The sequence below is a fragment of the Salinicola lusitanus genome, from assembly GCF_038648475.1.
Taxonomy (GTDB): Bacteria; Pseudomonadota; Gammaproteobacteria; order Pseudomonadales; family Halomonadaceae; genus Salinicola; species Salinicola lusitanus.
In genome coordinates, this window is record NZ_CP151919.1 from 2,428,115 (window position 1) to 2,450,229 (window position 22,115).

7 protein-coding genes (1 of these 7 cut by a window edge) are annotated in these 22,115 nt (G+C 63.9%); all 7 read left to right on the forward strand.

Annotated elements, in window-relative coordinates:
• On the forward strand, positions 1-13,745 hold the 3' portion of the coding sequence (locus AAGT95_RS11050; RefSeq protein WP_342593812.1) for an Ig-like domain-containing protein. Its footprint begins 16,873 nt before the window's first position; only the last 13,745 of its 30,618 coding nucleotides appear in the window; the start codon falls outside the window, past its left edge; its stop codon occupies positions 13,743-13,745.
• 32 nt (positions 13,746-13,777) lie between these two features.
• A complete protein-coding gene (locus AAGT95_RS11055; protein ID WP_342593813.1) occupies positions 13,778-16,000 on the forward strand; it encodes a type I secretion system permease/ATPase in 2,223 nt (740 codons plus the stop codon).
• The gene (locus AAGT95_RS11060) at positions 15,984-17,387 is read left to right on the forward strand and encodes an HlyD family type I secretion periplasmic adaptor subunit (protein ID WP_342593814.1); all 1,404 of its coding nucleotides are present in this window, start codon (positions 15,984-15,986) and stop codon (positions 17,385-17,387) included. The genes AAGT95_RS11055 and AAGT95_RS11060 overlap by 17 nt, the downstream gene beginning before the upstream one ends.
• Positions 17,388-17,425: 38 nt before the next feature.
• Positions 17,426-18,778 (forward strand): TolC family outer membrane protein, encoded by a 1,353-nt coding sequence (locus AAGT95_RS11065; protein ID WP_342593815.1) that lies wholly within the window; start codon positions 17,426-17,428, stop codon positions 18,776-18,778.
• Positions 18,779-18,791: 13 nt separating this feature from the next.
• Positions 18,792-20,711, forward strand: coding sequence for an EAL domain-containing protein (locus AAGT95_RS11070; protein ID WP_110602892.1), 1,920 nt, complete (start codon positions 18,792-18,794; stop codon positions 20,709-20,711).
• 37 nt (positions 20,712-20,748) lie between these two features.
• Positions 20,749-21,444, forward strand: coding sequence for a transglutaminase-like cysteine peptidase (locus tag AAGT95_RS11075; protein ID WP_342593816.1), 696 nt, complete (start codon positions 20,749-20,751; stop codon positions 21,442-21,444).
• A gap of 116 nt (positions 21,445-21,560) precedes the next feature.
• Positions 21,561-22,094, forward strand: coding sequence for an EF-hand domain-containing protein (locus tag AAGT95_RS11080; RefSeq protein ID WP_342593817.1), 534 nt, complete (start codon positions 21,561-21,563; stop codon positions 22,092-22,094).
• The last annotated feature ends 21 nt before the right edge of the window (positions 22,095-22,115 follow it).

Genomic DNA, 22,115 nt, shown 5'->3' on the forward strand with positions numbered 1-22,115 from the left:
TTACCGTCGGTGCAGCCCAGGGCGTACTGGCCAACGACAGCGATGTCGACGGTGGCACCCTGAGTGTCAGCGCGGTGAACGGCACCGATGCCAATGTAGGCACCGCGATCGCCGGCTCCAACGGCGGCACCTTCACGCTGAACGCAGATGGCTCCTACAGCTTCAACCCGGGCACGGCGTTCGATCGCCTGGCCGCGGGTCAGACCGACACCACCCAGATCAGCTATACCGTCAGCGACGGCCAAGGCGGCATCGATACTGCCATCCTGATGGTCACCGTCACCGGCACCAATGACCTGCCGGTCGCCAAGGCCGATACCCAGACCACCGGTGAAAACGCCGCCCTGAACGCTCAGGTTCCGGCAGCGACCGATGTGGATGGCACGGTCGAGAGCTATCAGCTCGCCACGGATGTGGGCCAGGGCAACGGCTCGCTGAGCTTCAACAGCGATGGCCGCTACAGCTTCAATCCGGGGGCGGACTTCGACAGCTTGAAGGCGGGCGAGAGCCGCAACGTCTCTTTCACCTACACGGCGACTGACAACAATGGCGGGGTGAGTGCGCCGCAGACGGTAACCATCACCGTTACCGGCACCAACGACGTACCGGTCGCCAAGGCCGATACCCAGACCACCGGTGAAAACCAGGTGCTCGAAGGTAGTGTGCCGGCAGCGACTGACGTCGATGGCACCGTCGAGAGCTATCAGCTCGCGACCGACGTGGGCCAGGGCAACGGCTCGCTGAGCTTCAACAGCGACGGCAGCTACAGCTTCAATCCGGGGGCGGACTTCGACAGCTTGAAGGCGGGCGAGAGCCGCAACGTCTCTTTCACCTACACGGCGACTGACAACGATGGTGGGGTGAGTGCACCGCAGACGGTAACCCTCAAGGTGACCGGCACCAACGATGCCCCGGTGGCGAACGACGATAGCTACGCCACGAATGGCAAGCTTGGCGGACTTTACTCCGAGTACTTCGCCTACCAGGAGGGCGCTGACGCCGATGGTCCGAATCTCTCGAGCGTCTCGCAGGCCCAGGCATTCATCGCCGAGAAAGGCACGCCCGATGCCACCTTCGTGGCAAGCTCGCTGTTCTACAACTACATCAGTGGCAATCTCGCCAACCCCACCAATCTAAAGGCGTTTCTTGGGGCAGACGCTGACTCCTTAAGCACCGATACGCCGGCGACAGGCACCGATGCCATTCTTCGGATGCGAGGTGTCGTCGAGCTGCAAGCAGGCAGCTACTCGTTCAAGATCCTCTCGGACGATGGCTATCAGGTGATGATCGATGGCAAACCGGTGGCCACTGTCGATCACAATCAAAGCCCGGCGACCAACGAGCACAGTTTTACGGTGGTGCAGGGCGGTACGCATGCCATAGAGATCGTCTACTGGGATCAAGGTGAGCATGCGATCTTCCAGCCCGAGCTGAAGTTCGGCGACGGCGAGTACATGCCACTCGGCGACTTCGTCGTCGATGCCCCGTTGACGACCGCGGAAGATACCGCGATCTACCTGCGTCCTGGAGATCTGCTTGCCAACGACACCGACGTCGAGGGCGATACGCTGAGCGTCACGAGTGTCGGTAATGCCAGCCACGGCAGCGTGTCGTTCGTCGATGGGGCCATCGTCTTCACGCCGGAGGCCAACTACAGCGGCCCTGCCACGTTCGAGTACACGATCAGCGATGGCCAGGGGGGCAGTGACACGGCAACGGTCACGCTACTTGTGACGCCGGTGAACGACGCGCCTGTTGCTCGCGCCGATACCGGCAGCACCGGTGAAAACGCCACCCTCAACGTTGAGGCTGCCCAAGGCGTGCTGGCCAACGATAGCGATGTCGATGGCGGAACACTGACGGTGAGTGCGGTCAATGGCGTGGTAGGTAGCGTGGGGCAGTCCATCGCCGGCTCCAACGGCGGTACCTTCACCCTCAACGCCGACGGCAGCTACAGCTTCAATCCGGGCACGGCGTTCGACCGCCTGGCCGCGGGGCAGACCGACAAGACCCAGATCAGCTACACCGTTAGCGACGGCCAAGGCGGCAGCGATACCGCCACGCTGACCGTGACAGTCACCGGCACCAATGATGCGCCGGTGGCTCGCGCCGATACTGGCAGCACGGGTGAGAACGCCGCCCTCAACGTCGCCGCCGCCCAAGGTGTGCTGGCCAACGACAGCGATGTCGACGGCGGCACCCTGAGCGTCAGCGCGGTGAACGGCACCGATGCCAATGTAGGCACCGCGATCGCCGGCTCCAACGGCGGCACCTTCACACTCAATGCCGACGGTAGCTACAGCTTCAATCCGGGCACGGCGTTCGACCGCCTGGCCGCGGGGCAGACCGACAAGACCCAGATCAGCTACACCGTCAGCGATGGTCAGGGCGGCACTGCCACCTCGACGCTGACCGTGACGGTTACCGGCACCAACGACGTACCGGTGGCCAAAGCCGACACTCAGACCACTGGTGAAAATGCCACGCTGACTAGCCAGGTTCCGGCGGCTACCGACGTCGATGGCACGGTCGAGAGCTATCAGCTTGCGACTGACGTCGGCCAGGGCAACGGCTCGCTGAGCTTCAACAGCGACGGCAGCTACAGCTTCAACCCGGGTACGGACTTTGATGGTCTGGCTACTGGCCAGAGTCGCGATGTCACCTTTAGCTACACCGCCACTGACAACAATGGCGGCGTCAGTGCCCCGCAGACGGTGACGATCACCGTCACCGGCACCAACGACTTGCCGGTAGCTAAGGCGGATACCCAGACCACGGGCGAGAACGCCACGCTGACTAGCCAAGTGCCGGCAGCGACCGATGTCGACGGTACGGTCGAGAGCTATCAGCTCGCGACCGGCGTGGGCCAGGGTAATGGCTCGCTGAGCTTCAATAGCGACGGCAGCTATAGCTTCAACCCGGGGGCCGACTTCGACGGTCTGGCCGCTGGTCAGAGTCGCGATGTCACGTTCAGCTATACGGCGACCGACAACAATGGCGGCGTGAGTGCCCCGCAGACGGTGACCATCACCGTGACCGGCACCAATGACGTGCCGGTCGCCAAGGCCGATACCCAGACCACCGGCGAAAACGCCACCCTGAATGGCCAGGTCCCGGCAGCGACCGATGTGGATGGCACCGTCGAGAGCTACCAACTGGTCAATGGTGTTGGTAACAACAACGGCTCGCTGAGCTTCAATAGCGACGGCAGCTACACCTTCAATCCGGGCGCGGACTTCGACGCACTGGCCGCTGGCCAGAGTCGCGACGTCACCTTTACCTACACCGCCACGGACAACAACGGCGGCATCAGCGCACCGCAGACGGTAACCATCACCGTGACCGGCACCAATGACGTGCCGGTGGCCAAGGCCGATACCGAAACGACGGGTGAGAACGCCACCCTGAACGCTCAGGTGCCGGCAGCGACTGATGTGGATGGCACGGTCGAGAGCTACCAGCTCGCGACCGGCGTGGGCCAGGGCAATGGTGCGCTGAGCTTCAATAGCGACGGCAGTTACACCTTCAACCCGGGTACCGACTTCGACGGTCTGGCCGTGGGTCAGAGCCGCGACGTCACCTTTAGCTACACCGCCACCGACAACAACGGCGGCGTCAGCGCACCGCAGACGGTGACCATCACCGTCACCGGCACCAACGACGTACCGGTGGCCAAGGCCGACACCCAGACCACCGGCGAGAACGCCACGCTGACTAGCCAAGTGCCGGCGGCGACTGACGTCGACGGCACCGTCGAGAGCTACCAGCTCGCGACCGGCGTTGGTCAGGGCAACGGCTCGCTGAGCTTTAACAGCGACGGCAGCTACACCTTCAACCCGGGCGCCGACTTCGACGGTCTGGCTGCGGGAGAAAGCCGTAACGTCACCTTTAGCTACACCGCCACTGACAACAACGGTGGGGTGAGTGCCCCGCAGACGGTGACCATCACCGTGACCGGCACCAACGACGTGCCGGTCGCCAAGGCGGATACCCAGACCACTGGCGAGAACCAGGTGCTCGAAGGTAGCGTGCCGGCAGCGACTGACGTCGATGGCACCGTCGAGAGCTATCAGCTCGCGACCGATGTGGGTCAGGGCAATGGCAACCTCAGCTTCAATAGCGACGGCAGCTACACCTTTAATCCGGGTGCGGACTTCGACGCCCTGGCGGCTGGCCAGAGCCGCGACGTCACCTTTAGCTACACCGCCACCGACAACAATGGTGGCGTCAGCGCCCCGCAGACGGTGACCATCACCGTCACTGGCACCAACGATCTGCCGGTGGCCAAGGCGGATACCCAGACCACCGGTGAGAACCAGGTACTCGAGGGTAGCGTGCCGGCAGCGACTGATGTCGATGGCACGGTCGAGAGCTATCAGCTCGCGACCGGCGTGGGACAAGGCAACGGCAGCCTCAGCTTCAACAGTAACGGCAGCTACACCTTCAGCCCAGGGTCGGACTTCGACAGCCTGCCCGTGGGTGAGAGTCGCGACGTCACCTTCAGCTATACCGCCACGGATAATAATGGCGGGGTGAGCGCGCTGCAGACGGTAACCATCACCGTCACCGGCACCAATGATGTGCCGGTGGCCAAGGCAGATACCCAGACCACCGGTGAGAACGCCACGCTGACTAGCCAGGTTCCGGCGGCCACTGATGTCGACGGCACCGTCGAGAGCTATCAGCTCGCCACGGATGTGGGCCAGGGCAATGGCGCGCTGAGCTTCAACAGCGACGGCAGCTACACCTTTAATCCGGGTACGGACTTCGACAGTTTGCCGGCGGGTGAAAGCCGTAACGTCACCTTTACCTACACCGCCACCGATAATAACGGCGGCGTCAGCGCACCGCAGACGGTGACCATCACCGTGATCGGCACCAATGACGCACCGGTGGCCAAGGCCGATACCCAGACCACCGGTGAAAACGCCACGCTGACTAGCCAGGTTCCGGCGGCCACTGATGTCGACGGCACCGTCGAGAGCTATCAGCTCGCCACGGATGTGGGCCAGGGCAATGGCGCGCTGAGCTTCAACAGCGATGGCAGCTACACTTTCAATCCGGGCACGGACTTCGACAGTCTGCCGGCGGGTGAAAGCCGCAACGTCACCTTCACTTATACCGCCACTGACAACAATGGCGGGGTGAGTGCGCCGCAGACGGTGACCATCACCGTGACCGGCACCAACGACGTGCCGGTCGCCAAGGCGGATACCCAGGCCACGAGTGAGAACGCCACGCTGACTAGCCAGGTTCCGGCGGCTACCGACGTCGACGGCACCGTCGAGAGCTATCAGCTCGCGACCGGTGTGGGCCAGGGCAATGGCAGCCTCAGCTTCAATAGCGACGGCAGCTATACCTTCAACCCGGGCACCGACTTCGACAGCCTGGCCGCTGGCCAGAGTCGCGACGTCACCTTCAGCTACACCGCCACTGACAATAATGGTGGGGTGAGCGCCCCGCAGACGGTAACCATCACCGTCACCGGCACCAATGATGTGCCGGTGGCCAAGGCAGATACCCAGACCACCGATGAGAACGCCACGCTGACTAGCCAGGTTCCGGCGGCCACTGATGTCGACGGCACCGTCGAGAGCTACCAACTGGTCAACGGTGTTGGTAACAACAACGGTTCCCTGAGCTTCAATAGCGACGGAAGCTATAGCTTCAACCCGGGTACCGACTTCGACGGTCTGGCCGCGGGTGAAAGCCGCAACGTCATTTTCAGCTACACCGCCACAGACAACAACGGCGGGGTCAGCGCGCCGCAGACGGTGACCATCACCGTGACCGGCACCAATGATGCGCCGGTGGCCAAAGCGGACACGCCGACGACAGGCGAGAATCAGGTACTCGAAGGCAATGTTCCGGCAGCGACTGACGTCGACGGTACCGTCGAGAGCTATCAGCTCGCCACGGATGTGGGCCAGGGCAACGGCTCGCTGAGCTTCAACAGCGACGGCTCCTACAGCTTCAACCCGGGTGCCGACTTCGACGTTCTGGCCGCGGGTGAAAGCCGCAACGTCACCTTCACCTACACCGCCACGGACAACAACGGCGGGGTGAGTGCACCGCAGACGGTGACCATCACCGTGACCGGTACTAACGACGTGCCGGTGTCCAAGGCAGATACCCAGACCACCGGCGAAAACGCCACCCTGAACGCTCAGGTGCCGGCAGCCACCGATGTCGACGGTACGGTCGAGAGCTATCAGCTTGCGACCGGCGTGGGCCAGGGCAATGGCTCACTGAGCTTCAACAGCGATGGCAGCTATAGCTTCAATCCCGGTACTGACTTCGACGGTCTGGCCGCAGGCCAGAGTCGCGACGTCACCTTCACCTACACCGCCACGGACAACAACGGCGGGGTGAGTGCACCGCAGACGGTGACCATCACCGTTACCGGTACTAACGACGTGCCGGTGTCCAAGGCAGATACCCAGACCACCGGCGAAAACGCCACCCTGAACGCTCAGGTGCCGGCAGCCACCGATGTCGACGGTACGGTTGAGAGCTATCAGCTTGCGACCGGCGTGGGCCAGGGCAATGGCTCACTGAGCTTCAACAGCGATGGCAGCTATAGCTTCAATCCCGGTACTGACTTCGACGGTCTGGCCGCAGGCCAGAGCCGTGACGTCACCTTTACCTACACCGCCACCGATAATAACGTCGGCGTCAGTGCCCCGCAGACGGTGACCATCACCGTCACCGGCACCAATGATGCGCCGGTGGCCAAAGCGGACACGCCGACGACGGGCGAGAATCAGGTACTCGAAGGCAATGTTCCGGCAGCGACCGATGTCGACGGTACGGTCGAGAGCTATCAGCTCGCGACCGATGTGGGCCAGGGCAATGGCAGCCTCAGCTTCAATAGCGACGGCAGCTATACCTTCAACCCGGGCACCGACTTCGACAGCCTGGCCGCCGGCCAGAGCCGTGACGTCACCTTCAGCTACACCGCCACCGACAACAATGGCGGCGTCAGTGCGCCGCAGACGGTGACCATCACCGTTACCGGCACCAACGATGTGCCGGTCGCCAAGGCGGATACTCAGACCACGGGTGAAAACGCCACGCTGACTAGCCAAGTGCCGGCGGCTACCGACGTCGACGGTACCGTCGAGAGCTACCAACTGGTGCAGAACGTTGGCGACGGTAATGGCGCGCTGAGCTTCAACAGCGACGGCTCCTACAGCTTCAACCCGGGTGCGGACTTCGACAGCCTGCCGGCGGGTGAGAGCCGTGACGTCACCTTCAGCTACACCGCGACCGATAACAATGGCGGTGTCAGTGCGCCGCAGACGGTGACGATCACCGTCACCGGCACCAATGACGTGCCGGTGGCCAAGGCCGATACCGAAACGACGGGTGAAAACGCCACCCTGAACGCTCAGGTGCCGGCAGCGACTGACGTCGATGGCACGGTCGAGAGTTATCAACTGGTGCAGAACGTCGGTGATGGCAATGGCAGCCTCAGTTTCAACAGCGACGGCAGCTACAGCTTCAACCCGGGTGTGGACTTCGACAGCCTGGCTCCGGGCCAGAGTCGCGACGTCACCTTCAGCTACACCGCCATCGACAACAACGGCGGCGTCAGCGCCCCGCAGACGGTAACCATCACCGTCACCGGCACCAATGATGCGCCGGTGGCAGTTGCCGATACCGGCAGCACCGGTGAGAACACCACCCTCAATGTGTCCGCCGCCCAGGGCGTGCTAGCCAACGACAGCGATGTCGATGGCGGCACCCTGAGCGTCAGCGCGGTGAACGGCAACAATGCCAACGTCGGTCAGGCGATCACCGGCTCCAACGGTGGCACCTTCACACTGAACGCGGACGGTTCCTACAGCTTCAACCCGGGCACGGCATTCGATCGCCTGGCCGCCGGTCAGCAAGATACCACCCAGATCAGCTACACCATCAGCGATGGCCAGGGCGGCACTGCTACCTCGACGCTGACCGTGACAGTCACTGGCACCAACGATCTGCCGGTCGCCAAGGCGGATACCCAGACCACCGGTGAGAACCAGGTGCTCGAAGGTAGCGTGCCGGCGGCCACTGATGTCGATGGCACCGTCGAGAGCTATCAGCTCGCGACCGACGTGGGCCAGGGCAACGGCAGCCTCAGCTTCAATAGCGACGGCAGCTACATCTTTAACCCGGGTGCGGACTTCGACGCACTGGCCGCTGGCCAGAGTCGCGACGTCACCTTTAGCTACACCGCCACCGACAACAATGGCGGCGTCAGTGCCCCGCAGACGGTGACCATCACCGTCACCGGCACCAACGACGTGCCGGTTGCTCGAGCCGATACCGGCAGCACGGGTGAGAACGCCACCCTCAACGTCGCCGCTGCCCAGGGCGTGCTGGCCAATGACAGCGATGTCGACGGCGGCACGTTGAGTGTGAGCGCGGTCAATGGCGTGGCAGGTAGCGTGGGGCAGTCCATCGCCGGCTCCAACGGCGGCACCTTCACGCTGAACGCGGATGGTTCCTATAGCTTCAACCCAGGTACGGCATTCGATCGCCTGACCGCGGGTCAGACCGACAAGACCCAGGTCAGCTATACCGTCAGCGATGGTCAGGGTGGCACTGCCACCTCGACGCTGACCGTGACGGTGACCGGTACCAACGATGCTCCGGTGGCTCGCACCGATACCGGCAGCACCGGTGAAAATGCCACCCTCAACGTCGCCGCCGCCCAGGGCGTGCTGGCCAACGACAGCGATGTTGACGGCGGCACCCTGATCGTCAGTGCGGTCAATGGCGTGGCAGGCAGCGTGGGCCAGGCCATCGCCGGCTCCAACGGTGGCACCTTCACGCTGAACGCGGATGGTTCCTACAGCTTCAACCCTGGCGCGGCGTTCGATCGCCTGGCTGCAGGGCAGACTGACAAGACCCAGGTCAGCTACACCGTCAGCGATGGCCAGGGTGGTACGGCCACCTCGACGCTCACCGTGACAGTCACCGGCACTAACGACGCCCCGGTCGCGGTTGCCGATACCGGCAGCACGGGTGAGAACGCCACCCTCAACGTCGCCGCCGCCCAGGGCGTGCTGGCCAACGACAGCGATGTCGACGGCGGCACGCTGAGCGTCAGTGCGGTCAATGGCGTGGCAGGGAGCGTGGGGCAGTCCATCGCCGGCTCCAACGGCGGTACCTTCACGCTGAACGCGAATGGTTCCTACAGCTTCAATCCGGGCACGGCGTTCGATCGCCTGGCCGCAGGTCAGCAGGACACCACCCAGATCAGCTATACCGTCAGCGACGGCCAGGGCGGCACCGCCACCTCGACACTGACCGTGACGGTGACCGGCACCAACGACGTACCGGTCATCACGGGTGCCGACACCGGCTCGGTGATCGAGGACAGCAACGTCAATGTCTCGGGTAACCTGACGACCAACGGTGCCTTGACGGTCACCGACGCTGACTATGCCCAGAGTGCCTTCGTGCCAGGCAATGCCAGTGCTGCCGCCGGCACGCTGGGTGCCCTTGCCATCACGGCCGGGGGGAACTGGAGCTACAGCGTTGCCAACAGCGCCGTGCAGTATCTGAAAGCGGGTGAGAGCAAGGTCGAGAACTTCACGGTGACCACTCTCGATGGCACGGCGAAGACGATCTCGGTGACCATCGCGGGTACCAACGAGCTGCCAGAGGCGCGGGATGTCAGTGTCACCGGCACCGAAGACCCGTCACCACTCATCGCGGTCAACCTGTCGGGTACGGATGTGGATGGTTCGATCGCGAGCTTTCAGATCACCGCCCTGGGGGCCAACGGCAAGTTCTACAGCGATGCGGCAGGCACCCAGCTTCTGGCTGCCGGAGCCAACGTCGCGGCTAGCAACAATGGGGCGACGGTCTACTTCAAGCCTGATGGCAACTGGTCGGGTACCACTTCGCTCAAGTACACGGCGACCGACAATCAGGGTGGCAAGGATGCGACGCCGGCGACAGCCACGATCAATGTCACGGCAGTGGCGGATGCGCCCTCGCTGACGCTGAGCGGCAATAGCGCCAACGGCAGCGGGTTGCTCAAGGAGACCTTTGCCAATCTGTCGCTGGGTACCGACGGCAATGGCGTCAATCCTGCAACACTTCAGTCGACGATCGACGCTGCCGGCACGCCGGCGAGCAGTGGCAATACCACCAATGCCGTCAATAGCAACGTGGCCGCTGGTACCGGGACGCACCTCTCTGGCCTGATGTATCTGGAGGCGGGCAAGACCTACGCCTTCAGCGGGGTCGGCGATGACAGCATCCGTCTGCTGGTCGGCGGCAATGTGGTTGCTCAGGCCACCTGGGGTGGCTCCGCCGGTGCCTACTCAGGTTCGTTCAAGCCGAGCGTGAGCGGCTACTACACGCTGGACCTCTATCATCACAACCAGGCGGGCGCGGGCAACTACAGCCTCAATGTCGGCGTCAACGGTGGCACCGCAGTCCCGCTCAACACTGGCAACTACGTGCTGATGCAGGATGTCAGCGCGCTCGACGCCGCCAACGTCAACCACTCCGGGCTGCTTGGCGGCGACGGTAATGGCAACAGCTACTATCAGCTCTACGCCATGAACGAAGGCGATGAGGACTCGGTAATCCATCTGTCCAAGATCGCCGCGGCACTGACCGATACCGACGGTTCGGAGACGCTCGGCAGCGTCAGGTTGAGCGGTATTCCGGCAGGTGCCACCCTGAGCGATGGCAGTCACACCGTCGTCGGCAGCAGCGGGCAAACCAGCGTCGATCTAAGCGGTTGGAATCTCAACACGCTGACGCTCAAGCCGGCCGCCAACTACAACGGTACGATCAACCTGACCGCCGCGGTCACCTCGACCGAGGGCAGCAACGGCGACACCGCGACGGCCAGCGTGGCGATTCCGGTCACCGTGCATGCGGTCAACGATGCGCCGCTGGTCGCAGCCCAGGGCTACAGCGCCACCGTCTCAGAGGAGGGGCTGCCGGGCGGCGCGCCGGATACGCTGGGGACGTCCGATACCACGGATTCCGCGACCGCCAGCGGCCGCGTGATTGCCACCGATGTCGATGGCGACAAGTTGACTTATACGCTGACGGCGCCGACCACGGTGCTGAGCTCGGGGGGTGCGGCAATCACCTGGAGCGGCAGCGACAGCGGCACGCTGATCGGATCGGCCGGTGGCAAGGAGGTGATTCGCGCCACCATCGATGCCAATGGCCAGTATCAGGTCACCCTGAAGGCTGGCGTGGACCACCCCGGCAAAGGCGAGGACACCCTCGGTTTCAACCTCGGGGTCAAGGTCAGCGATGGCAGCCTGAGTGCCAATACCAGTATCGCCATCACCGTCGAAGACGACTCGCCGGTTACCCAGTCCCAGTCGATCAGCTTCGTGCAGGGGGCAATCAACACCAATGTACTCCTGATCGTTGATACCTCCGCCAGCATGAACGACAAGGTGACCGTTGGTGGCGTCGAGCAGACGCGTCTCCAAGTGCTGCAGCAGTCGATCAAGGAGATGTTGACGAAGTACGACGACATCGGGAACGTCAAGGTGGCGCTGGCGCCGTTCTCGGATCAGCTCGATAGCTCACCCAAGCAGTGGATGACGGTCTCCGATGCACTCAAGGCGGTGGAAGCCCTGCAGGCCAATGGCGGCACCAACTATGACTACGCGCTGAGCAATGCCCAGACTGCCTGGAACGGCAGCGGCAAGCTGACCGGTGACGTGCAGAACGTCTCGTACTTCTTCTCCGATGGTGAGCCCACCTTGTCGAGCGCCTACCCGACGGCATCGCAGGCCAACCCGGGCAATACCGTGGACGTCAATCGGGGCGACGGTATCGATGCCAGCGAAGAGGCGGCCTGGAAGGCGTTTCTCGGCAAGAATGCGATCGACTCGCTGGCACTGGGGATCGGTGGTGACGTGAGTCAGACCTATCTCAACCCGGTAGCCTACGATGGCCGCACCGGCGATAACACCGATGCGGTGGTCATCACCAATCTCGACACGCTCTCCAGTGTCGTGAGCGGCACGGTGCAGATGCCGCTGCTGCAGGATGGCCTGTTGAGCGGTAGCGCGCATGGGTTGTCGTCACTCGGCGGGGATGGCGGCTACATCAAGAGCCTGGTGGTCGACGGCGTGACCTACACCTTCGACAAGAGCAGCGGCACTGTCTCTGCCTCGTCGAGCGGAGCCACCTACACCTATGACGGCAACTCGCACCAGCTTGGCATCACCACGGAGCTGGGCGGCAAGCTAGTCATGGACATGGACGACGGCAGCTACCGCTACACGGCCAAGCTGGGCAGCTTTGGCACCGACGCCATTCGCTACACCTTGAGCGACGCCGACGGTGACACCGCCAGCGGGGTGATGAACATCAACGTCAAGAACGGCGTCACCTCGGCGCATGACGACCACATCATCACCAATATCCTGAGTCCGAATCTGAGCGTTGGCGCCGACGTGCTGCTCGCCAATGACGCCATTGCGGCGGGTAGCACGGCGACCACCAACGGGCTGACGCTGACCACTGGCTGGAAGGATCGTGCATCCGATTTCACCGCAGCCAGCGTACAGACCCAGGACAAGCGCAGCGTCGACAGCTTCACTCTCGATCGCAGCAGCTTCTCTACCGCCGCCCAGGCGGCCAACACCGCGGCGACCGTGGTGCGTGGGACTCTGGCGGGTGGGAGTTTGTTGTTCGGATTCGGGAGCAGTGCCAACGATCTCATGACGCTGACCCTGCGTGCCGGCGAATCCCTGACCCTGGCGACCGGCGTCGCGGGCAGTGTGGCGCTGGCCTACAAGGGCGCTGGGGATAATGGCTTCACCGCGCTGCCCAACGGTGGCACCTTCACCAACTCGAGCAGCGGGGACAAGAGCTACACCGTTGCGGTCATGAACGTGAAGGACAGCGGCACCGGGCTCTTCGACGGCTATGGCCCGGAGACCTACGACCTGTCGATGAAGATCGGCTACGCCAACGCCGCCGACACGACCTCTACGCTGAGAACCGACTACACCGTCACCGATAGTCAGGGGAGCACCGACACGGCGTCGGTAACCGTCGACTACCAGCGCGGGCAGACGTTGACCGGCAGCGACGGCGACGACACCCTGATGGCCAACGACAGCGGCACGACGCTCATTGGGGGCAAGGGCGACGACGTGCTGATCGGCGGCAAGGGCAATGACATCCTCACCGGAGGCGACGGTGACGACATCCTGCGCGGGGGCGAGGGCAACGATATCCTCAGCGGCGGTGCCGGTCGCGACATCTTGACCGGCGGCGCCGGCAACGACACGCTCGATGGCGGCGCTGGCGCCGACCGTCTCGAAGGTGGCAAGGGTAACGATATTCTGACGGGCGGGGACGGCAGCGATACCTTTGCCTGGATGCGCGGCGATCAGGGCGCCCCGAGCGCCCCGGCGATTGATCGCATCACCGACTTCAAGGGTGGTGACGGCGGTGACCGGCTCGACCTCTCCGATATGCTCGACATCGGGAACCCGAGCCTCTCCAACGCCGACCTGGCCTCACTGGCGGCTCAGCAGCTGCACTTCGTCAAGGGCGAGGCCAGCGGCGCGCCGGGCGCCGCCACCAGCGGCGGCTCGACGCTGGAGATCAAGACAGGTGGTCCGGAGGGTGCCGTGACGCAGAAGATCGTCTTCAGTAACGTCGATATGACAACGCTCGGCGGCTCGGATACCGAAATCATCAAGTCGCTGCTGGATCACGGCAACCTCAAGACGAATCTCGACGGCTGAGGATGGCCGCGGAATGACAGGAGACCAATGGTTTGGTTGATGAACCGACACCGCTTCGCCCGGATCCGGCCGGGGAGAAGGAGATCGACCCGCTACTGGGTGCGCTGGTCTTTCTCTCCCGCCATCACGGCACGCCGAAATCGGCCGATGTGATCAGTGACGGCTTGCCGCTGGACGACGGCAGGCTGACGCTGTCGCTGGTCCCGCGAGCGGCTCAGAAAGCGGGGCTCTCGGCCAAGCTGGTGAGTCAGCGCGCCGATCGCGTGGCCGATATCCTGTTGCCGTGCATCGTGATCCTGCAGGGGCGGCGTGCCGTGGTGATGCTGGCGCGCGATGCCCAGCGCCAGCAGGCGACGGTCTACCTGCCGGAAGCGGACGGCACCCAGACCGTCGACATGGCGTCGCTGATCGAACAGGCCACCGGCCAGGTGATCTACGCTCGTCGGGAACATCGTTTCGATGCGCGCGCGCCGGAGACGGTGAAGCTCGCCGAAGGGCACTGGTTCTGGTCGACGCTCAAGCTCTCGACACCGATCTATCGCGACGTTCTGATCGCCTCGCTACTGATCAACCTGTTCGCCCTGGCGGCACCGCTGTTCACCATGAACGTCTACGACAAGGTGGTGCCGAACCTGGCGTTCGATACGCTCTGGGTGCTGGCGACGGGCATGGCGATCGTGGTCGGTTTCGACCTGCTGATGCGCCAGGTCCGATCGTGGTTTCTCGATACGGCGGGCAAGAAGTCGGAGGTACTGCTGTCGGCCAAGATCTTCGCCAAGGTGATGAATCTGAGGATGGAGGCGCGCCCGGTATCGGTAGGCGCCTTCGTCAAGCATCTACAGGAGTTCGATTCCGTTCGCGATTTCTTCACCTCGATGACCATGACCACCCTGGTCGATCTGCCGTTCGCGATTCTGTTTCTGCTGGTGGTATGGATCGTTGGCGGTGCGCTGGTGTGGGTGCCCATCGTCGCGCTACTGATCCTGATCGGCTACAGCATCATCATCCAGTGGCCGCTGAAGCGCTCGATCGAGCTGGGTTCGCGCCTGGCGACGGAAAAGCACGCACGGCTGGTGGAGAGCGTGGCCGGACTGGAGAGCATCAAGCTCGCCAATGCCCAGGGCGAGACCCAACGCCGCTACGAGCGGGCCGTCGGGGAGATTGCCAAGTGGGGCGTCAAGAGCCGTAATCTCTCGACCTCGGTCTCGTCGCTGACCATGTCGGTCAATCAGCTCTCCACCGTGGCGCTGGTGGTGCTCGGGGTCTACCTGATCGGCAACGCCCAGCTGTCGATGGGCGGGCTGATCGCGGCCGTGATGCTGACCGGCCGTGCGCTACAGCCGTTGGCGCAGATGGCGCTGCTGATTACGCGTTTCGGTCAGACCCGCAGCGCCATGGCGGCGATCGACCAGATCATGCACCTGCCCGACGAGGTCGAAGAGGCCAAGAACTACGTCCATCGCGACAAGCTCAACATGCGCATCGAGTTCGATCACGTTGGCTTTCGTTACGGCGAGCAGTCACCGGAAGTACTGGCCGATGTCTCGTTCACCATCGAACCGGGGGAGCGGGTGGCGATCATTGGCCGCATGGGCGCCGGCAAGAGTACCGTCGAGCGGCTGATGAGCGGTCTCTATCGTTCGACCGCGGGCAGCGTGCGAATCGACGGGCTCGATATCAACCAGATCCATCCCGCAGACGTGCGCCGGCATATCGGGTTCGCCGGCCAGGACAGCTCGCTGTTCTTCGGCTCGGTTCGCGACAACATCATCCTCGGCCACCCCTACGCCAGTGACGAGGCGGTCCAGCGCGCGGCGGATATCGCTGGGGTGGGCGAGTTCACCCGACGCGATCCCGATGGCCTGGATCGCCAGATCGGCGAGGGAGGACGACTGCTTTCCAGCGGACAGCGCCAGACGGTGCTGCTGGCGCGAGCGATTCTGACCAATCCCTCCCTGCTGCTGCTGGACGAGCCCGGCTCGCACATGGATAACCGCGCGGAGGCAATGCTGCGCCGCACGTTGCGTGACCTGCCGCGAAGCCAGACCCTGGTGCTGGTGACGCACAAGAGTTCGATGCTGGAAGTGGCCGATCGGATCATCGTGCTGGATTCCGGTCGGGTGATCGCCGATGGGCCCAAGCCTACCGTTCTCAAGGCGCTCAACGAGGGTCGCGTCCAGGCCCCCGCGGAAACGAACTCCGCAATGCCCCAGGCCGACGGCCAGCAGGAGGTGCGCCATGGCCAGCGCGGATAATGTCGTCAAGTGGCCTCGGCCAAGCGCGCGCGAGCTCGAGCTGGCCGACGATGCCAGCGCCGCCACACTGCTGGCGACGCCGTGGCGATCGCGCATCATCATCTGGGTGCTGTTGGCCGCGCTCATCGCGTTCCTGGTGTGGGCAGGGCTGTCGAGCATCGAGGTGGTGACGCGTGGCACCGGGCAGGTGGTTCCCTCTTCCCGGCTACAGACGATCCAGAACCTGGAAGGCGGCATCGTCCGCGAGATCTACGTCGACGAAGGCGACGTGGTCGACGCCGGCCAGCCGCTGGCACGGATCGATCCGACGCGAGCGACCTCCGACCTGGCGGAACGCAACTCGACCCTGGCCGGCTTGCAGGCCTCCGTGGCGCAGTACCAGGCGGAACTTGCCTCGGTCACGGTATCGCCCGACGCCCCGGAGTGGCGGGATCAGGTCAGCGTGTCGGCCCAGAAGATTCCGCTGAGCGATGAGTTCGAGGCCACCAATCAGGATATCTACAGCGCCGCCTCCAGCGCCTACAGCGAGCGGATCAACGGCCTGCGTTCCCAGCTCGATCAGGCAGCCGCGCAGATTCAGCAGCGTCAGCAGGAACTTCAGGAGTTGCGGGCCAAGGCGGATTCGCTGTCGCGCAGCTATCAACTGTCACGCCAGCAGTTGGGTATTACCGCGCCGCTGGTGAAGGAGGGCATCGTCTCCCAGGTCGACCTGCTCAATCTGCAGCGTCAGGTCAACGACCAGCGCGGTGAGCTGGAGTCCGCGCAACTGTCGATCCCGGCCAAGCAGTCGGAGTTGCAGGAAGCGATCAGCAAGCGGCGGGACGTTGCCGCGCAGTTCCGTTCGCGAAGCGCCGACGCCCTGACCGAAGCGCGAAACAAGCTCGACAGTCTCCAGCAGGGCCGCGTCAGTCTTCAGGATCGGGTCGATCGCACTCTGATCACGTCGCCGGTTCGAGGCAGCGTGCAGTCGATCAACGTCAATACCATCGGCGGCGTGGTCGATCCCGGTGCCAGCCTGATGGAGATCGTGCCGATCGAGGACCAACTGCTGGTCCAGGCGAAGATCTCGCCGCGGGATGTGGGCTTCATTCGTGCCGGCCAGCCCGCCACGGTCAAGTTCTCGGCCTATGACTTCACCATCTACGGCGGCATGAAGGGGCAGGTCATGCGAATCAGCCCCGACACCGAAGAGGATGAAAAGGGCAATACGTTCTATGAGGTGACGGTGCGCACCGATAGCAATCATCTGGGCAAGAACGTCGACGACCTGGCGATCATTCCAGGCATGCAGGCCACGGTAGACATCATTACCGGCGAGCAGACCATTTTGCAGTACCTGCTGAAACCGATACTTCGGGCGCAGCAGGGCGCGATGCGTGAACGATGAGTGCGCTGCGAGACAAGAAACGGGGTGAGACAAGCGTGATGATGAAGAGATGGGTTCTGTCCGCCGGTATCGCGACATTAGCCGGCAGCGCTCAGGCGCAAACCTTGACCGAGGCCGTGACCCAGGCTGTCATGGAATATCCCAGTACGCGCACCGAGATGGCGCGCTATCAGCAGAACCTGGAGGATGCCAGGGCGCAGCGTGGCGCCTACCTTCCCTCCGTCGATCTGGAAGCGCGCGTCGGCTATGGCGAGAACGAGAGCGAGACCGACGGCATCTCGCAGTCCAGCGACCCCCACAGCTACCGGCGCGCCTATCTCACCCTGTCGCAGCTGATCTGGGACGGTAACACCACGATCGAGCGCATCCGCCAGGCGGATGCCGAGAGCGACTACCAGCGCTGGCAGGTCGCGGCGGCGGCCAATCAGGTAGGCCTGGTCACGGTTCAGAGCTATCTCGACGTGTTGCGGTCGCAGCGCCTGCTGGAGCTGGCGCAACGCAACGTCGACACTCACCAGCGCATCGCGGCCGATATCCGGCGCCGTGAGGAGTTGGGGGCCGGCACGGCTACCGACACCAGTCAGGTCGAGGGCCGCCTTGCCCAGGCCCAGGCAAGTCTGATCGCCGCGCGCAACAATCTGGACGACGCCGTTTCCGCCTTCATCCGCTATGTCGGCGAATCACCCAGGAACCTGACCTTGCCGGAGGACGTCGACATGCACGGCGTGCCCGGCGATTTCGACGCCGCCATGGCCATGGCCACGGCCAACAATCCGCTGGTCATTTCCGCTTCCCATTCGATCGCCGCTGCCCAGCACGAGGTCGCCGCCGAACGTGGCAATTTCCTGCCCACCTTCCGCGCCGAGGCGAGCCGACAGGCCAGCCGCGATTACGATTACGAAGGCAGTGACGCGGATGACTGGAGTGCCGACCTGGTGATGTCTTGGAATCTCTATCGCGGCGGTATCGACGTCGCCGAGATGCGCTCCCGGGAGGAGTCGCTGCGTGCGGTGCGCTATGACAGCGATCGCTCCCTGCGCGAGATCCGCGACGAGCTGCGGCTGGCCTGGAATGCGCGCGACTACGTCACCAGCCAGTTGCCGTTCCTGCAACGTCATGTCGAGGCCAGCGAACAGACCCGCGTCAACTATCGCAAGCAGTTCGACATCGGTCGCCGCACGCTGCTCGACATGCTCGACAGCGAGACCGAGCTCTATGATGCCCAGCAGGCCCAGGTCCAGGCGACGTTCGCGCTACGTCAGGCCAATTACCGATTGCTTTCCGCGACCGGGCAACTGCTGGACACGCTCCAGGTGGACACTGCCATGATCGGGGACGCCGGTGATCGTTACCCCGGGGTGAACCCTGCCAACGACCGCCCAAGGGGCTGACGAGGAGAGCTCCATGAGCCTGTTTCGACGTTCGATCGCCATCATGGTCGGCCTGCTGTTCCTGTTCTCGGCCGGTATCTTCGCGATCGAAGTGCACCAGACCCGAGCGTCGCTGGCCGAGCGCCAGCAAGCCGACGTCGACAATCTCGCCCAGGCGTTGAGCCTGTCCCTGGTGCCGTTCGTCGAGATCGGCGACTGGACCAGTGCCGAAACACTCATGCGAGCGGCGGCCGATGGGGGATCGGTGCGCCGGCTCCGTCTCGAAGCCGTGGGAAGGGAAGAGCCTTTGGTGATCGACTCGCGGCGCGATAGCGACACGCCCCAATGGTTCCAGCGTCTGGTGGTGCTGCCCGATGCGGTCAGCGAGCGCGAGATCAGTGGCGGCTGGTCGGCGCTCGGCAGCATCCGGGTCGAGTCGGAACGAGCCGGCGCCTACGATCAGCTCTGGTACCTGGCGCTGCAGCTACTGACCTGGCTGGCGATCGGCATGCTGGTAGTGGTGGTGCTCTGCGTGATCGGTATCAAACGGCTGCTGGGCCCGCTCAATCGGCTCTCGCGGCGCATCTCCGACATGCAGATCGACGGTTTCGACGAAGCGCTGGAACCCAGCCGTATCCGCGAACTTCAGGGGATCACCGAGTCGGTGAATCGGCTGGGCGCCAGACTCAACCAGCAGTTCGAGCAGCAGGCGGAGCAGGTCGTCCGTCTGCAGCGCCTGACCGAGCAGGACGCGGTATCGCAATTGGGCAACCGGGCCTATCTGGCGCGGGCGCTCGACGAGTGGCTGGCGGCGCCGGTGGGAGGCGCTCTGGCGATTCTGCGCATCGATCATTTGCAGGAGCTCTACCGGCGTGACGGTTTCGAGGCTCGGGACCAGGCGATCCGCAGCCTGGGCAGTCATCTCAAGGGGGCGCAACTGGAAGGCCGTGCCGTTCTGGCCGCCCGGCTCTCCGCCGAGGAGTTCGCGTTGATTCTCCCGGATTGCGACGACGAGACGCGGGAGCGATGGCTCAAGGATACTCTGGACCGTCTCGACGATGTCGTCGATGCCAATCCACTGGTCGAGACCCGTTTCGAACATACGCGGGCCGGCCTGGTGTTGAAAGAGCCAGGCATGACCCGCGAAGGCGTACTGGCTAGGGCGGATAGCGCACTGCGCGAGGCGATCGAGCTGCGCCAGCGCTGGGTCGTGGTGCGTCCTGAAAATACCTTGGCGGCGCGGGGACGGCAGGAGTGGCGCCAGGTCATCGATCGGGCGCTGGAGACGCGCAGTCTCAGCTTCGTCGCACAGCCGGTCTTGCGGATCGACGGCAGCGAGTTGCACCGCGAGGTGTTCGTGCGTCTCGACGAAGAGGGCACGCAGCATCCGGCTTATACCTTCCTCCCTGTCATCAACCATTTTCAGTTGGGGGCGAAGCTCGATCGCGCGGTCCTGGAGAGCCTGGGAGAGAACGTGGCGCGCTTCGAGGGCAGGCTGGCCATCAACCTGACGGCGGACTCGCTGGCGGAACCGGCGCGTTACCGCGAGTTGATCGGCTGGCTCGAGTCTCATCCGCGCGTCACCGAGCGGCTCGATCTGGAGGTCAGCGAGGAGATCGCGCTCGATCATCTCGATGTCGTGCAGCAGTTGTTTCGCAGCGCGCATCGCCTCGGCGCCCGCTGCGGTGTCGACCGCTTCGCGAGAAACCTTCAGGCGATGGCCTATCTGGCCAGGCTGCGTCCCGACTACGTCAAGATCGACCAGGGCTTCTTCGTCCGCGAAGAGGTGGATACCGAGTTCCTGAGAAGCCTCTGCATGGCGGCTCATCAGGTCGAGTCGCAAGTGATCGTGACGCGGGTCGAGTCGGACGAGCAGCGGCAACGGGTGGAGGCGGTCGGCGCCGATGGTTATCAGGGCTATCTGGCCCCGATCTCCCCGTTGGCATTGAAGTGACACCGGGGGCATCGATTGGCCGGCCGGGCCTGAGCCGATGGTGACGAGCGTCGTTCGAGGGGGCATCGGCCACTGGGTGATGCCGCTGCTGGGTCTGCTTTGCCTGCTGGGCATGTTCCAGTTCGGGCCCGTGGCCCAGGCCCTGCCGAAGCTGCCGCCGCGACAGGAGGTGGTCTCGATCTATGGCCAGGCGGGATGGCAGCGCATCCAGCAGTGGCAGGTGCTCATCGATCGGCTTCAGGGCCGCTCGGTAAACATGCAACTGGCCGGGGTCAACGACTTCTTCAACCAGTTGCGCTTCGTCGACGATATCGAGGTCTGGCACGTGGAGGATTACTGGGCCACGCCCTTCGAGTTTCTCGGGGTCGGCGCGGGGGATTGCGAAGATTTCGCCATGGCCAAGTACCTGACGCTGCGCGAGCTCGGCGTGCCGGACAATCAATTGCGCCTGCACTACGTCAAGTACATTCCCTACGACCAGTTCCATATGGTCGTGACCTGGGCATCGAGCGCGACGACGCCACCGGTGGTGCTGGACAACATCGACAAGCGGATCGAGCCGGCGTCCCGTCGAAACGACCTGCTGCCGATCTACAGCTTCAACGGCAGCCATCTCTGGATCAGCAAACTGGGTGGAGGCGGGCGTGAAGTCGGTGAATCCAGCCGGCTGAGTCTGTGGCAGAACTGGCAGCAGCGGCTGGATGACGGCACGCTGCGGAACCCGCGGCGATGATGCCATCGTCGGTATCGGATGTGAATTTCGAGGGAGACGAACGGATGAAGGCAAAGGCGACGAATCTCAACCCATGGGTGAATGCGAGAACCGCAGTGCGACCGCAGGCATGGCTCGTGTCGATACCCATGATGCTATGGCTGGCGGCTTGCGCCTCGAACACGACGAATCACGACGTCGTCGTCGACCGGCCGACGGCCCAGGGGCTCAGTCAGGTCAGTGCCGACAATGTCTTCGATACCGTCGATAGCGATGGAGATGGTTCGTTGCTGCCACTGGATGTCGAACGACTGGGGCTGGGTGGCGACTGGCACACCCTGGATGCGGATGGGAATGGCGCAATTTCACGCCAGGAGTTCCGGGATCAGTTCGCGTCGCCGCTGATCCAGGCGACCCTGCGGCTTCCTGGTGACGCCGAACCGATGCAGCCGCTGGTCTCCAGCGACTTCCTGCTGCCTCCCGAGCCACCGGCCCAGCGCTACGTATCCGCGCCGATCGAGACGGCGCCACCCGCGAGCATGACGGTACCGACCGATGCGCCGCTGGTGATTCCGGTACTGATCGACGATCAGGAAGCCGCCGCGATCGACCACGCCGCCAGCGAAGCGACCACGTCTGACAGCGAAGACGCAGGGGCACCGGTCAACTGAACGACAGACGGGAAGGTGGCG